Raw genomic sequence first — 15,292 nt, 5'->3', positions numbered from 1 at the left:
CAACAAATCCATCATCTGCCATGCAAATCTCCAGATAGTCCTGGAAACCTTCTCGCACACGCAGCAAGCCTCAAAATACAGCCAATCCAATGGGGCGGAGACGGCGCTTACGACAGGTCCCGAACGAGACTTGAATTTGGCGTGCGTTCGCAGCATGTGTAAGATGCGGTGTAATCTTTCGACAAACCATTTGCTCTCACGGGATGCGTGAGAGCGGCTCACGCCTGGGATGCCATGGCCGACATTCTTCCCCCGCTCCAGACACTGCGCGCGTTCGAGGCTACGGGAAGGCGGCTCAGCATGACGCTCGCGGCCGAGGAACTGCATTTGACGCATGGAGCGGTCAGCCGCCAGATAAAAGCACTCGAGGACCACGTCGGCGTCCCCCTCTTCCGCCGCCTGACCCGCAGGATCGAGCTTACTGAAGCGGGCCAATCTTTCTTCAGCACCGTCACGCGAGTCCTGTCAGAACTATCACGTGAGTCCGAAGACATCAGGCGCAGGAACGATAGGAGCCGACTGGTGGTCAGTTGCGGCGTGTCCTTCGCAAGCAAATGGCTCATGCCGCGGCTTCATCGGCTGATTGGAGACCATCCCGATTTGGACGTTCACGTGGAAGTTACAGACAACCCCGTCGACTTTGCCTCTGGCCATGTCGACGTGGCGCTCCGCTATGGCAACGGGCAATATCCCTTCGCATCGGCCGAGCGCATCATGAATGAGGTTGTCTCGCCCGTCTGCTCTCCGGAATACCGGGAGAAGATGGGAGGGTTGGATCGGGTCGAAGACCTGGCGAAGTGCCAACTGATCCACGAGATCGGCATGACCACGACATGGGAACGATGGTTCGCCGTGATGCAGTTGCCTTATCCGGTCATGCGAAGCCCGGGCTATAGCCATGGTAGCATGTCGATCGAGGCGGCGGTCCGTGGCGTGGGCGTGGTACTTGGGCGGAGTGTTCTTGTTGCTGAAGACCTTGTTGCCGGGCGTCTCCTGCCTCTCTTCCCGCAGGCGACGCTTGAGGTAGAATGGGGCTATGACCTTGTCTATCGGATTGGCAATCAGGACCATCCTAAGGTCAGGGCTTTTCGGGCTTGGGTCGCTGACCAGGTTCGTCAGTTTACGTCGGCCTGGCCTCTACCAATGCTCCAGCGGTGATTGCCGCTTGCAGTTCACCGTGACAACGCATACGCCCTTGCATGCCACGAAGCTTCCGTTGCGCACCTGGCTCAAAGCAATGTGGCTGTTGTTGCAGTCGGATAAAGGCCTATCCTCGGTCCGTCTCGCCGAGACCCTTGGCGTTAGCCAACCGACCGCCTGGCGGATCGGTCATGCACTGCGGCTCATGGTGGCGCGCGAGCACATGCTCGACGGCACGGTGGAAGTCGACCATTTCTATCTCGGCGGCAGACCCAGAAAGCATCCCGATGATCCGCCTCCTGGAAGAGGCCGCAAGGGGGGCAGATAAAGACGGAGAAGACGCCGGTCATTGCGATTGTGCAGCGACCGGCAGACCTCACCCCAGGTTCCATTGCGGGCGATGCCCGTGCCACTGTCGTTACGGGCCTTTCATTGCGTGCTGCTGTACGAGCAGTTGCAACACAAGTTGAACTTCGAGCGCATTTGATGAGCGACGAGGCAAAGGCGTTCGTGGCCATAGGGGAAAGCTTTGCCGTACACGAGACGGTCAACCACTCCAGCCGCGAATATGTACGGGATGCCGTCCACGTCAATTCAGCCGAGGGGTTCAATGCCCGGATCCGGCGAACCATTGCAGGCGTCTTTCATCGCATCAGCCCGGAACTTGCCGACCTGTATTTCCATGAAATCGGGTTCCGCTTGTCCCAGCGCGTTGTTATCGGCCAAGGAGTGCGGAAAAGCCGAAGCGGCAAGGAAAGCACGAAAACCCTCTGATCACGCGTTCCTCCCGCACCGCAATTGCAGCAGGTCTTCCATGCTGCTACCGGCCGCCAAATGCGCCGTAGTCGAAGCGGCGGCATCACCATCAAATCTGCCGTGGCTGTCTTTGGTTGATAAAGGCCTGGTACGATTTCGAACTGCTCTTGTTCCGACCCCTAGCCGGTCAGCGCCAGGTAGCTCAAGATGATCGTCGAAAGACGTGGTTTAAAACGGCATGGAGGCACCCCAATCTGACCTAATCGCGATTCTGTCAGAGTGGGGTGCCGCTAAGACGCTAGGCCAGAATGGTTGCCCGGGTTCATCCAACATCACTAAGTCATGGAGAGCAATTCCGACCGAAAAGACTTGTCGACCTCGAATTTACTCAAAGGTCACGACGCTTCCTCGTGGCGAGTATATGTAGTGCATTTTCAATGGAAGTTGCACCAACAGCCTTAACCGCATTGGCAATACACGTTTCAATCTCGTGTTTTGATCTGCCAACTAGAACGACCATCTCATCAATTGTTCTGCCTCGCAAAAGCCAACGAAGGCACGCTTTCTCCAGTGGAGAGAGCATTCCTGGCCTGCTACTTTCTGCTGAGTCTGGAGACAATTCAGCCAATCTCTGGAAATCACCCTCCAGTTTGAAAACGGTAACAGCTAATAGCTACCTTGAACTCCAAAAACTGCTGTCTGGCACCCTAAATGCTTCCGAAATAGGGACGGCGTGCGGTACAACTCTGTACATAGTTGATCATTGTAATGAAGTCGAAGACCGGCCGTCCGGTTGCAGACTGCACTGCGTGTGCATATGGCGGTAGGTCACTGCATTCGAGTAGAATCGATTTTACGTCCGGGTTATCGGCGACCAGCTTGCGCGCAACGGCTGTCACCTCACGCTCAATTGCGGCAGAATCCAGTGTGCCGCGCTCTTCAAGGATGGCCTCTCGAAATTCCGTCTGATCTTCCATGCCCGAAACCGCCAACGGAATGAAATCAGCAACATTGCAGGCCGCGAAATGGCGCGGCGTCAGCCGCGAGGCATTGGCAGTAATGACGCCGACGCGGCCTCCGCACAGCGCATGCATGAACGGGATCTGCATCAAGCTGGACAGAAAGACCGGAATATCGACCGCTGCCGCGACCTCCTCCTGGAAATAGGCCATGAAGCCGCAGGCGCCGGTGATAGCCTTCACGCCGCGGTTCTGCAATTCGACGGCCGCTTCGATAAAGACCTCTTTCAACGCCGGATCGCGCTGGTTCAGCAGCCGGTCGATGGAGGCGCCGCGCACTTCCTGGAAGCGGACGGGGTAGTCATAAGTGGTTGCGTTGCCAACGTTTCCTGGCACACAAGGATAGGCTGCATCCAGGATCAAGATGCCGATTTGCTCACCGTACCAGGACTGCGTTTTGCGCGTGACCGTATAGACAGTCATCTTTATTGTCTCCGATTTCCATTTAAGCTGAAAAGCGGGGGAGCGAACTCCCCCGCTGATAAAATGCTTACTCGACGAGGCGCGGGGCACCGGTCTCTGCTGCGGTACCGTCCAGTCCATAGGACTTCAGGATGGTGACGATCGTGCCATCCGCATGCATCTCGGCGATCCCGGCATCAAGCGCGACGCCCAGTTCCTTGGCTTTCAGCGAATAAGGGAAGGCCGCCTGCGCTGCTTCCTTGCTCGCCTTCACGCGATCATCGGAGGTCGCGACATTGACCTTGATATCACCGAGCGCACCTTTCTGCGCGGCAACCACGCCGGTCGAATAGCCGTCGACGGCCACATCGATCCGGCCGGACTTGAGGTCCTGCTGCATGTTGACCGAATTCGGGTAGAGTTTCAGGGAGTCGCCAAGCAGGGTCTTCAGGTCTGCGACCCAAAGATAGCCCTGCACCGTGCCGACCTGCTTGCCTTCAAGATCCGAGACCTTCTTGAAGTCTTCCTTTGAGTAGATGCCCATCTGGTCGGTGTAGAGCGGTGCGGAGAGGCTCATGACCTTCGCGCGCTCTGCCGTGCGATACCAGTCGCCAGTTGTGATATCGGCCTGGCCGGAGAGCACATATTGGATGGCAGCGGCGGGATCGACGGCGACGGCCTTGACCTTCAGGCATTCGCGCTTGGCAAACTCCGCGGCGATGTCGCCATCGATGCCCTTCATGGCCCCACTGTCATCGATGAAGGAATGCGGGGCATAGGTGGTAACCGCGACCGTCAGCGTTCCGGCTTCAACTGTCGCGAACTGGTGCTTCGGCGTGCAATCTTGCGCGGACGCAAGAGAGGACGAGATCAGGAACCCGGCAATGCCGGTTAGAAGAATCTGCTTGGTGGTCGATACGATGGTCATGCAGGTATCCTTTCAGTTGAGGTTCAACGGTGGGCGTAAAGTCCCGCACGCTTCTCGACGTGACTGACGAAGAGGGCGGCGGGGATGGAAATGCAGGCATAGAGTGCGCCAGCTGAAAGCAGAGCCGGGAAATAGCGGAAGGTCGTCGAGCCGATCTCGTAGGCACGGCTCACCAGCTCCGGCAGTGCGATGGTGAAGCAGAGCGACGTACCTTGGAAAATAAGGATCGAGAAACCGAGCAATGCAGGAAGTGCCACACGCAGGCCCTGCGGCAGGAGCACGTAGCGCAGTTCGTCGAGCCGGTTGAGACCGAGGGCGACCGCCGCCTCCCGCTGGCCATGGGCGACGGATTGCAAGCTGGCACGAATGATCTCACTGGTATATGCGCCGGTGTTCCAAGCGAGCGCGATCACCGCGGCGGCATAAGAGCCAAGCGTCACCCCGGTCGTTGGCAAGCCGAAATAGATGAACTGAAGGAGCACCAACGCGGGCGCACCGCGGCCGATCTCGACAAGAAAGAGACTGAGGCCCTTCAGCGCGCGGTTCCTGGCCAGCACGCCGAGCGCCAGAACCAGACCAAACGGAATGCCGATAAGAAGACTGAGTGCCGTTACCTGCAGGCTGATCGAGAGCCCGCCAAGGAGATGAGGCAGCCAAGTGGAGATTTCGTCGTAAGTCGGAAACATCAGCGCGCCACCCTTGCCTGGAGATAGCCATCGGCCATGCGCGAGAGCCATGCGATTGGAAGGCTCAGAAGCACGTAAAAGAGCCCGACCACTGCGAACACTTCAAGGCCTCGATAGGTGAGCTGCGAAAGCTGGTTGCCTTGGTAGGCGAGCTCCGACACGCCGATGGCGGAGGCGACTGCCGTCTCCTTCATGAGGCCGATGAGATAGCTCGCCGCCGACGGCAGCGCGACGCGGAATGCCTGGGGTGCGATGATGTCGCGGAAGACCGACCAGTGGCCAAGATCGAGTGCTGAGGCGGCCTCCCACTGTCCGTGATGGACGGACGCGACCGCGCCCCGATATATCTCCGCCATGTTCGCGGCTGCAATCAGCCCAAGCCCCATAAGAGCGGCATGGAAAGGGCTTATCGGCGTCACGCTCATGCCAAGACCGAAGAAGATGATGAAGAGCCAGAGAATAGGCGGTATGGCTCGCACGACCTGGATTAGGACCATCGCGAGCGCCCGCAGCGGCAAGAATTTGCTCTGGCGTGCTACAAGCAGCGGGATGCCGAGCACGGCCCCGATTAGAAAGGCTCCTGCCGTCAGCGCGATCGTCCAGGTTAGACCCCGGAGGAGGGGAAGAAACTCTGCCACGCTCATCGATCGTGTACCGCGCGGAGAAAGCGCTTCGTCCGCTCCTGTTGCGGATTGCGCATGACCTCCTTCGACGGTCCTTTTTCTACGATATGACCGTCGGCCATGATCATGACCGTGTCGGAAACGTTCTCGGCAAAGCTCATCTCGTGGGTAACGACGATCATTGTCATGCCGCTTTCGGCCAGCTCGCGCATTACGGCGAGAACCTCAAGGCCGAGCTCGGGGTCGAGAGCCGATGTCGGCTCGTCGAACAGCATGATTTCCGGATCGAGCGCGAGCGAACGGGCAATAGCGATACGCTGCTGCTGGCCGCCGGAACACCGGACGGGAAACTGTTCCGCCTTATCGGCGAGGCCCACGCGCTTGAGAAGCTGCATTGATCGCTCGTCGGCTTCCCTGCGGCTGCGGCCAAGCACGCGCTCTTGCGCCAAGCTTACATTTCGCAGGACCGACATGTGCGGAAAGAGATTGAACGACTGGAAAACCATGCCGACACGCCGGCGAAGGCCAGAAAGCTCCGCGCGTGCAACGGGCCGCGCAGCGTCAATCGTCATTGCACCGATAGAGATCGTACCGCCATCTGGCGGCTCGAGATAGTTGATACAGCGCAGTAGCGTGCTTTTCCCGGAACCGCTCGGTCCGATGATCGCGAGAACTTCACCCGAACGCACTTCGAGATCTATACCGTCAAGAACCGTGTGGCTTCCGTAATGCTTACTCAAGGAAGACAGCCGGATGAGAACGTTGTCAGTCGCCGCCATCACGTCCGGGCACCCCGTCGGTGGCAATACGGCGCTTTGGTTCCCGCCAAGATAAAGAATTGCACCATCCATGCCATTAGAATTCCCATGCTAAAGCGTCGGCGTGCGATTGCATCCGATTCACAACAGGTTTCGTTTCAAGGTAATATTCTGCGCGATTCGCCCAATCTCGACGTTAAGCCACGTAAACCCTCACGCCGCGCGCCCACGATTCAATTTAGACTTGCTGCCAGGCGAGACAACATCTGGTCTAAAATCTGAACGCTTTCGATTATGACACGACGTTATTGAGATCCACGCAATTGATCACCCTCTTTTAATGCTCGGATGACTGTCGTTTCTTTGAGCGACTTTCCGACCGTACTGGCCGTTCTCCGAGCTTGTCGGGCAGTTTGTCTCACTTTGATGCCTACCGGTCAAGCACTTTTTCTCAAATTTATGACATTTGTTTCCTATAGGAAACTCATTCCCCGCGCTCCTTGACGCCACAGTCGTTCGCGCCGTATGAAATTCGAAACAGAGTATGCCGATGGTACTTGAAGTCGATTTGAAGGTAGGAAAGTAATGCGAGCGACAAAGCAGACGAAGATCACGCTATTGCAAAGCTCAGGGATGTCGGAAAATTTATCTTCCGATGGTCGCCAAGAACTTGGCCAGAAGCTTCGTGATTTGCGGCTTGAGCGCGGGCTGACGCTCCAGGAAGTGAGCAATGAGACAAAAGTCGCACGCTCCACGCTCTCGAAGATAGAGAATGGTGTGATGTCCCCTACCTTCGATATCCTGCAAAAGTTGGCTGCCGGCTTTTCACTTGAGATCGGCGCCTTGTTCAGTTCAACACCGGTGCAGGCGGGCGCAGGACGAAGGAGCTATACAAAAAGCGGCGAAGGGCCTGCTTTGTCCAGTAAGCATTATATACATCACGCACTTGCCTCCGACATATCGAAAAAGCGGGTCCTGCCGTTTCGTACAAAGGTCAAGGCGAGGAAAATCTCGGATTTCAAAACGCTCATCTCGCACGAGGGAGAAGTTTTCATCTTCGTCGTGAGCGGAACCGTCACATTTTATTCCGACTTGTACGCACCTCTCAAAATGGAAGCCGGTGACAGCATATATTTTGATAGCATGATGGCGCACGCTATTGTTTCGACTTCTGAGGAAGATGCCGACATTGTGTGGGTGTGTGACAACATCAAAGGAGTAGAGGAAGGAGATCTAGAACTGCATTGATGCCCGGAGTGCGCTTGAATTTGGTCCATCGGAATGCGCCGTTGAATGAATTCTTCAAATACAAGTAGCGTAAAAACGGAACGCACGAGGTGCAATGGCCATCGACGCGGCTAGCATGCTTCCCCCATCTACATGAGAAGCATGCTGTACGCGGTCTGATCGCGCCTGAACGCTTCAGGGCGGAAAAATTCATCTGGAGCATGCAAGTTTCATCGTCGTGAGAAAACGCGGTTTTCGCGAATGTGAACTCAAAACATCGCAGGATCTGGCATTGCAGAAGAAGTCATTTTTTCACTGCAAGCTTCATCAAAGGAGATCCCGGACGATCAAATTCCGATCGCTTGATACGCGTCACCAATCTTCCGGATGGCGATGACATACGCCGCGGTCCGGAAGGTCATAATCTTCGATGCCCGCTTCAGTTCGGAGATATTATCGTAGGCGCTACGCATGACATCTTCCAATCCGGAGCGAACGAGGTCGATCTCCGCTCCACCCTCCAGAAACTCGTCTTTGATGTCGGCAGGGAAGGCTCGCTCGGTCATCGCCTCCATTGCCTGGGTCATCTGAAGATTGCGACGTTCGCGACGGCGGCGCTCCATCAGACCAAACGGTATGTGAGTTATGTTCTTGACCCACTCAAAGTAACTGACGACAACGCCTCCAGCATTGACGAAGAGATCGGGAAGCACGACGACTCCCCGGTCGGTGAGACGCTCTTCGGCGTCGAAGCTGACTGGTCCATTCGCACCTTCGACGATCAGCCGTGCCTTGATCTGGTCGGCGTTGCGGACCGTAATCGCATTTTCCATCGCTGCCGGTATAAGGATGTCGCACTCAAGCGTAAGACCCGCTTCCGGATCCTGAACGCTCTCGGCGGACGGGAAGCCGAGAACTGTTCCGTGGGTGAGCTGATAGCGTTTGACATCTTCGACAGGCAGGCCTTTGTCATTAAAAATATAGCCGTCGCGCTCAACGATCGCGACGATCTTCGCACCATCATTCTCATGTAGGAATTTTGCGGCATGATAGCCGACGTTTCCGAAGCCCTGCACGATCACAGTCATCTCTGCAAGATTTCGGCGACCATCGACACCATTTTCGTTCAAGTCGCGAAGGTAGCTTTGGATCGCATACTGGACACCTCGGCCGGTCGCCTCGGTGCGCCCTGCGATCCCGCCCCGTGCCAGTGGTTTGCCCGTTACGCATGCATTTGCATTCACGATGTCAGACGCGCCGGTTCTCTTGTATTCGTCGGCCATCCAGGCCATCTCACGCTCACCTGTTCCCATATCGGGTGCAGGAACATTCCGGCCTGGGCAAATCAGATTCCTTTTCGCGAGCTCTTGCGTAAAGCGGCGGGTGATACGCTCCAGTTCGTGTGCATCCCAATCCGCAGGATTTATCTTAAGCGCTCCTTTCGATCCGCCAAAGGGAACATCGACCACGGCGCATTTCAGGCTCATCAACGCCGCGAGCGCTTCAACTTCTTCCTGGTCGGAGTGGATGGAGTACCGGATGCCACCCTTTGCTGGTTCGACATGTTCGCTGTGGACTGATCGCCAGCCGACAAAACTGAACATCCGCCCGCGCAGTCTCACGCCGAAACGGACGGTGTAAGTCGAATTGCAGGCCTTGATACGCTCTGCCAATCCATCGGAGAGGTTCAAATGGCCCATGGCGCTATCGATGTAGGCATCGACGCTTTCGAGGAATGTTGTCGTCTGTGTAGTTTTGTTGGATGCTAATTGATCCATCTTCAAGACCTCCCTAAGCGATAGGCGACAAGTGAGGGGCTCGCTGACCGGCGACCCAACCAACATTTGGCGATTTCTGGGTTGCATCGGCGAACCATCGAGGCCGGTGCATAAAAGTCGACAGGCCAGGTCCCAACGCCCGGCCCGGCGGGCGACCTTACTGCAGGTGCAATGCTGCGACGCTGATGCGCCGGCAGGCTTCCACCAATTCCTCCATTGAAGTGGCGTAGGAAATCCGGAAGTATGGCGCCAAGCCGAACGCGGAGCCAGGGACGACGGCGACGTCTGCTGCCCGGAGCAGATAGGATGCAAAAGCAGAATCGCTATCGATGACGTCTCCCGTCGGCGTTTTGCGCCCAATCAGACCTTCGACGCTCGCATAGGTGTAGAAAGCGCCGTCCGGAACGCGGCAGCTTATGCCGACGATGTTGTTCAGGGCACTGACAACGACGTCGCGGCGCTGCTGGAAGGATGCGCGGCGCGGCGCAAGAATATCCTGGGAGCCCGTGAGCGCTTCGACGGCAGCAGCCTGGCTGACCGACGACGGGCAGGAAGTCGACTGGCTCTGAACGATCGCCATCGATCTGATAAGCTCCGTCGGCCCTCCGGCATATCCGATACGCCAGCCCGTCATGGCGTAGGCCTTCGATACGCCGTTGATCGTCAGTGTTCGTGCGGCAAGCCTAGGTTCGATCGCCGCCGGAGTGACGAACTCAAAGTCGCCATAGACGATATGCTCGTACATATCGTCCACCATCAGCCAGACTTGCGGATGACGCAGCAGGATGTCGAGGAGCGGGCGATATTGTTCAGCCGAATAGGCCGCGCCGGAAGGGTTCGACGGAGAATTCAACATCAGCCAACGCGTTTTCGGCGTTATCGCCGCCTCGAGATCACTCGGCGACAAACGAAAGCCGTTCTCTTCCCTGCAGGGGACGAGAACGGGCTTGCCGCCGGCGATCAGCACGATGTCCGCATAGGTTACCCAGAACGGCGTCGGGATGATCACCTCATCGCCCGGATTGAGCGTCGCCATCATCGCGTTGTAGATCACCTGCTTGGCGCCGGCCGCGACAGTTATCTGGTTCTGCTCGAATTCCAGACCGTTTTCGGTCTTGAACTTGTGCCGGATTGCCGCCTTTAGCTCTGCGGTACCGTCGAGGGCGGTGTACTTCGTCTGGCCAGCCGCGATCGCTCTAACCGCGGCCTCCTTGATGTTGTCGGGCGTGTCGAAGTCCGGTTCGCCCGCACCGAGAATGATGACATCGCGACCTTGTTTCTTCAGTTCGTTGGCATGGCCGGTGATCTTCAGGATCTCGGAGACGCCGATCTCGACCAGCCTTTCGGCTGGCCGGAAATGTGAGCTGTTGACGACAGTGTCCATCGTTCGGTCCTACTCGATGTCGAACTTGACGCCCTGCGCGAGCGGCAGGGTGCGGCCATAGTTGATCGTGTTGGTTGCGCGGCGCATGTAGGCCTTCCACGCGTCCGAGCCGGATTCACGGCCGCCGCCAGTTTCCTTCTCGCCGCCAAAGGCGCCACCGATTTCTGCACCGGACGGACCGATGTTGACATTGGCGATACCGCAATCCGAGCCACGAGCGGAGATGAACAGCTCAGCTTCACGCATATCATTTGTGAAGATTGACGAGGAAAGACCCTGGGGCACTGCGTTATGCAGTCGCAAGACGTCGTTGAACGCGCTGTATTTCATGACGTAGAGGATCGGAGCGAATGTCTCGTCTTTTACGGGGCCAAGCTGGCTTGGCATTTCGACCAGTGCCGGACGCACGTAGTAGGCTTCTTCGCTTTCGGCGCTAAGACGCTCGCCACCACTTACCTTTCCACCTGCTGCCTGAGCGGCCTGCAGTGCGGATTGCATAGCGTCAAAGGCGAGCCTGTCGATCAGCGGACCGACGAGATTGCCTTCGAGCGGATTTCCGACAGAGACGGAGGCGTAGGCCTTCGTCAGCCTGTCGACGAAGCTATCGTAGACGCTTTCATGAACGAACAAGCGGCGCAGCGATGTGCAACGCTGGCCGGCGGTCCCCATTGCTGCGAAGGCAACGCCACGCAGGGTAAGGTCGAGATCCGCTGTCGGCGAAACGATAGCGGCGTTGTTTCCACCGAGCTCCAGAATTGCGCGGGCGAAACGCTGGGCGAGCTTCGGCCCGACCGCACGGCCCATCGCCGTTGAGCCCGTCGCCGATACGAGAGGAACGCGATGGTCTTCGACGAGAACCTCGCCGACGTCACGGCGGCCGATAATCATCTGAGCAAGACCTTCGGGAGCCTGACCACCCTGAGCCTTAAAGCGCTTGAGCGCTTTCTCGAAGATAGCCTGGGTCGCAAGAGCGGTCAGCATTGTCTTCTCGGACGGCTTCCAGACGACGCTGTTTCCGCAAACCAGCGCCAGTGCCGCGTTCCAGGCCCAAACCGCAACCGGGAAATTGAAGGCCGTTATAATGCCGATAACACCGAGTGGGTGCCAAGTTTCCATCATGCGGTGGTCGGCACGCTCGGTCGCGATCGTCAGACCGTAGAGCTGGCGCGATAGACCGACTGCGAAATCGCAGATATCGATCATTTCCTGAATTTCGCCCAGACCTTCGGACGTGATTTTGCCGACCTCGATGGAAACAAGCTGGCCCAGAGCCTCCTTGTTCGCGCGCAGTTCCTCACCCAAAAGCCTGATCAATTCGCCACGTTGTGGGCCCGGCACGTCACGCCATTCGAGAAATGACTGATGAGATTTTTCAACGATTGCGGAAGCCTCATCACGGGTGATGCTGGCAATCTGACCAAGGGTCTCACCTGTAATCGGTGTCCGAGCGCGAATCTCGCCCTTGGCATATGCTTCCGGCGCGATCCCAAGTTCTGTAAGGAGCTTGTCGGTGACTGTTTTCAACGGCAGGCTCGATGCGCCTGCTCCTTTTTGAAGTGCGTTAGTCGACATGACCATTCCTTTCATAATCTGATTGTGTGGATTTGAGTGTGTTTTGTCTCGTCAGCGCATGACCGGACGCGGGCACGCCGCTGACAATCTGCAAGAGGGCCTCAACCGGGTGCCGCGCTTCCATGTTTGTCAGACGCTCTGTCTGACAGCGGCAAGAGAACCCGGTAATGAGAGGAATGCTGCCTTTTAGACCGTCCAGTTTCTCCGCCCAGCTCATAGAGAAGAGCTTTTTGGACATTGCTTGGTGTTCGATTTCGTGTCCGAACATTCCGGCCATGCCGCAGCAACCTGTCGGAACATATGTCGCATCCGCGCCGAAGAACGTGAAGATCTCGATCCAACTTGCAGCGGCAGATGGTCTGGCGGTTTTCTCCGTGCAGTGCAGGAACAGGGAGTAGTTCTGCTTATTCGCTGGGAGGGTAGAGATCGAGATGCGATCGCTCTTTATCTCCCGAAGTAGAAAATCTTCGAACGTGAGGATAACAGCGGACGTTGCGCTGTCTGCACGGTAGGATTTGTATTCATGGTCATGCATCAGGGTCGTTACCGGCTCGATGCCGATAACGGAAATGCCTGTTGCCAGAAGCGTCTCCTGCCGCAATATCGCTGCACGCGCGGTTTTTTCGAAAGCTTCCAGATTTCCGATGACGTAAGCGGCCTTCCCATTGGCCATCGGCGGTTCACGCCAGACCTTGTAACCAAGCCGTTCGAGAAGCGCGTATGACGCGCTCACCACACCGCCGTCAAAGGAACTCGTAAAAGTATCTTCGAGCAGAATAACCGTTCGCTGCTTCTCATCGTCCGGAAGATTCAAGAGGCGTTCAGGGTCGCCAAGGGTCGGACGCGAAGCTTTGGCAGGATAGAAGTCAGGGAGATCGACCAATCTAGTCAGACGATCCCCTCCGCAGAAGCTCATTGCCGCTTTGGCAATATTCGCAATCTTCGGAAGCCGTCGCGCAATGCGGAATGCATTTTCGCTTTGCGATAGTAGATGGTGCCGGAACGGCCTGCGCCGTCGGCGATAGTAGTTATGCAGAAATTGCGCCTTCATCGAAGGTATGTCGACCTTGATCGGACACTGGCTCGAGCACGCCTTGCAGGAGAGACATGTCGAAAGGCTTTGTTTCAATGCCTCCTCGACGCCGGACAGTTCGGCTGCCGTGCGACTCGTGCCATTAAGAGACCGCAAACGAGCCCATTCACGGATGAGGGCCGCGCGCCCCTTTGGAGACTGGTTTCGGTCGCGTGTCGCTTTGTAGGACGGACACATGGGATCGGATTTGTCCCAGTTGAAGCACGCGCCATTGCCGTTGCACGCTAGAGCGCGATCGAAAGCCTTCGCATGGGTCGCGTCGATTTGACGATCGAACTCTCCACGAAACGAGACCGTGTCGATCGCATCGATCCCCTCGCCCGTGGGCGACGCGAGTTTTCCGGGATTGAACAGGTTCGAAGGGTCGAAGACGCGCTTGATTGAACAAAGTTCCCGGTAAAGCCTGTCTCCAAAGAAGAACGGCGAGTATTCGCCTCGATAGCCGCGGCCGTGTTCGCCCCACAGGAGGCCGCCGTATTTCTTCGACAAAGACGCGATTGCGTCACTGATGGGACGAATGAGGGCGGCATCGCGAGGATCACGCATGTTGAGCGCGGGCCGAACGTGAAGGCAACCGACATCGGCGTGGCCATACATGCCGTAGGTCACGCCATGACTGTCCAATACGTCTCGGAACTCGCGGACAAAGTCAGGGAGCCTTTCCGGTGGAACAGCCGTATCTTCGACGAACGCGATGCCTTGCTTTGTCGGCGAAAGCCTGCCGAGCAGGCCGACGGACTTTTCCCGAAGAGACCAAAGCTCGGCAATAAGCTTTGAGTCGGTGACAATCCTCCAGTCGATAAAGAGGTGCGAGCGCTGAGCGAGTTGCCCGGCCAAACTATCGAGCTTGCGCTGCAGTTCGTCTTCGTCGTCAGCTAGGAACTCTACGAAATTCAGACCGCCGACGGCGACCCTTGCATCACTTCCGAGCACCGCTTCGATCGATGACCAGACAGGATCCTGCTGTGCCAGGGTCAGAACCTTGTCGTCGATGATTTCGACCGCCGAGGGATTTGCGTCCAAAAGAAGCAAAACATCCTCAAGCGCCGTCTGGAAGTGCGCGTAGCGTATCGGAACGAGCGCCTTCAGCTTCGGACGGCGCAAAATTCTCAGGGTCACCGACGTCGTGAACGCCAATGTTCCTTCGGAACCTGCCAGCAAGTAAGCGAGCCGTACTTTCCCATCGTCTTTCAGGACGCTTTGAAGGTTGTATCCCGTGAGACCGCGATTCATTTTGGGGAACGCCGATGCAATCTCCTCGACGTTTTCCGAAATGACGCGCAGAACTTCGCGGTAGGCTCGACCGACAAGTGAATCCTGTTGCGCCACGAGGCGCGCAGTCGCAAGGTCGAGGTCCTCGATTTTAGAAGCGCTGCCATCCGAGAGCACGATCTCGAGTGAATGCAGGTAGTCTGACGTCTTGCCGTATATGCGCGAGCCTTTTCCCGAGGCATCGGTTCCGATCATCCCACCGATCGTCGCGCGAGATGCCGTCGAAACCGTGGGCGGGAAGAAATAACCGTGCGGCTCGAGAAACGCATTGAGTTCGTTGAGAACGACGCCTGGCTGGACGGTGACCGTCCCAGCGGCCAGATCGAGACCCTCGATGCCATTCATATGGCGCGAGAGATCAACCACGACACCGCTGGTCAGAGATTGGCCGTTGGTGCCCGTTCCGCCGCCGCGAGCGGAAAGCGGGATTCCCGTTTCGCCGGCACACTTAACCAAGATCACCAGATCGTCGGCAGATCTCGGGAAGGCCACGCCCATCGGGCGGACCTGATAGATGCTGTTGTCAGTTGAATAGACAGTCAGAGATCCGAGGTCGCTGACTGTCTCGCCTTTAAAGCCGGCGCGCACCAGCGTTGTGGAAAAGCGTTTGAACGCCTGTTGATTTCGCTCCGTTTCGCGCGCAGGCATCGAAGT

General features: G+C 57.1%; 11 protein-coding genes and 1 pseudogene. 3 read left to right on the top strand and 9 right to left on the bottom strand.

From position 1 onward, the window contains the following. Positions 1–234 precede the first annotated feature (234 nt). Positions 235–1,158 (top strand): transcriptional regulator GcvA, encoded by a 924-nt coding sequence (gene gcvA / locus EXN68_RS24810; protein ID WP_142843396.1) that lies wholly within the window; start codon positions 235–237, stop codon positions 1,156–1,158. After that, positions 1,127–2,034: pseudogene (locus EXN68_RS24805) on the top strand (IS1595 family transposase); the annotation flags it as partial. The gene gcvA and the pseudogene EXN68_RS24805, both read left to right, overlap by 32 nt. 569 nt (positions 2,035–2,603) lie before the next feature. On the opposite strand, the gene EXN68_RS24795 reads toward EXN68_RS24805, so the two are convergent. The 5 genes from EXN68_RS24795 to EXN68_RS24775 form a co-directional block, all read right to left on the bottom strand. After that, positions 2,604–3,338 (bottom strand): aspartate/glutamate racemase family protein, encoded by a 735-nt coding sequence (locus EXN68_RS24795; RefSeq protein WP_142843394.1) that lies wholly within the window; start codon positions 3,336–3,338, stop codon positions 2,604–2,606. A 67-nt stretch (positions 3,339–3,405) separates the two neighbouring features. Next, a complete protein-coding gene (locus EXN68_RS24790) occupies positions 3,406–4,245 on the bottom strand; it encodes a substrate-binding periplasmic protein (protein WP_142843393.1) in 840 nt (279 codons plus the stop codon). 23 nt (positions 4,246–4,268) lie between these two features. Continuing rightward, positions 4,269–4,931 carry an amino acid ABC transporter permease gene (locus EXN68_RS24785; RefSeq protein WP_142843392.1) on the bottom strand — a complete coding sequence of 221 codons (663 nt, stop codon included), beginning with the start codon at positions 4,929–4,931 and terminating at the stop codon, positions 4,269–4,271. Continuing rightward, positions 4,931–5,575, bottom strand: coding sequence for an amino acid ABC transporter permease (locus EXN68_RS24780; protein WP_142843391.1), 645 nt, complete (start codon positions 5,573–5,575; stop codon positions 4,931–4,933). The genes EXN68_RS24785 and EXN68_RS24780 overlap by 1 nt, the downstream gene beginning before the upstream one ends. Next, complete coding sequence (locus EXN68_RS24775; protein WP_142843414.1) at positions 5,572–6,333, bottom strand: amino acid ABC transporter ATP-binding protein; 762 nt, start codon at positions 6,331–6,333, stop codon at positions 5,572–5,574. The genes EXN68_RS24780 and EXN68_RS24775 overlap by 4 nt, the downstream gene beginning before the upstream one ends. A gap of 564 nt (positions 6,334–6,897) precedes the next feature. Between EXN68_RS24775 and EXN68_RS24770 the strand changes: the two genes are divergently transcribed. Then, a complete protein-coding gene (locus EXN68_RS24770; protein ID WP_142843390.1) occupies positions 6,898–7,560 on the top strand; it encodes a helix-turn-helix domain-containing protein in 663 nt (220 codons plus the stop codon). Between the two features lie 326 nt (positions 7,561–7,886). On the opposite strand, the gene EXN68_RS24765 is transcribed toward EXN68_RS24770, so the two are convergent. The 4 genes from EXN68_RS24765 to EXN68_RS24750 all read right to left on the bottom strand — a co-directional run bounded on the left by EXN68_RS24765 (position 7,887) and on the right by EXN68_RS24750 (position 15,286). Continuing rightward, on the bottom strand, positions 7,887–9,239 hold the full coding sequence (locus tag EXN68_RS24765) for a Glu/Leu/Phe/Val family dehydrogenase (RefSeq protein WP_161991477.1): 1,353 nt from the start codon (positions 9,237–9,239) through the stop codon (positions 7,887–7,889). 235 nt (positions 9,240–9,474) lie between these two features. Further along, positions 9,475–10,701 (bottom strand): pyridoxal phosphate-dependent aminotransferase, encoded by a 1,227-nt coding sequence (locus tag EXN68_RS24760; protein ID WP_142843388.1) that lies wholly within the window; start codon positions 10,699–10,701, stop codon positions 9,475–9,477. A gap of 9 nt (positions 10,702–10,710) precedes the next feature. Then, positions 10,711–12,273: an L-piperidine-6-carboxylate dehydrogenase gene (gene amaB / locus EXN68_RS24755; protein ID WP_142843387.1), complete on the bottom strand. Its 1,563-nt coding sequence runs from the start codon at positions 12,271–12,273 to the stop codon at positions 10,711–10,713. Beyond that, on the bottom strand, positions 12,263–15,286 hold the full coding sequence (locus EXN68_RS24750) for an FAD-binding and (Fe-S)-binding domain-containing protein (protein ID WP_142843386.1): 3,024 nt from the start codon (positions 15,284–15,286) through the stop codon (positions 12,263–12,265). The genes amaB and EXN68_RS24750 overlap by 11 nt, the downstream gene beginning before the upstream one ends. Positions 15,287–15,292: the final 6 nt, after the last annotated feature.

The sequence above is a fragment of the Martinezella rhizogenes genome (assembly GCF_007002745.1).
Lineage (GTDB): Bacteria > Pseudomonadota > Alphaproteobacteria > Rhizobiales > Rhizobiaceae > Agrobacterium > Agrobacterium cucumeris.
This window is presented reverse-complemented; position numbering and strand designations above follow the sequence as displayed.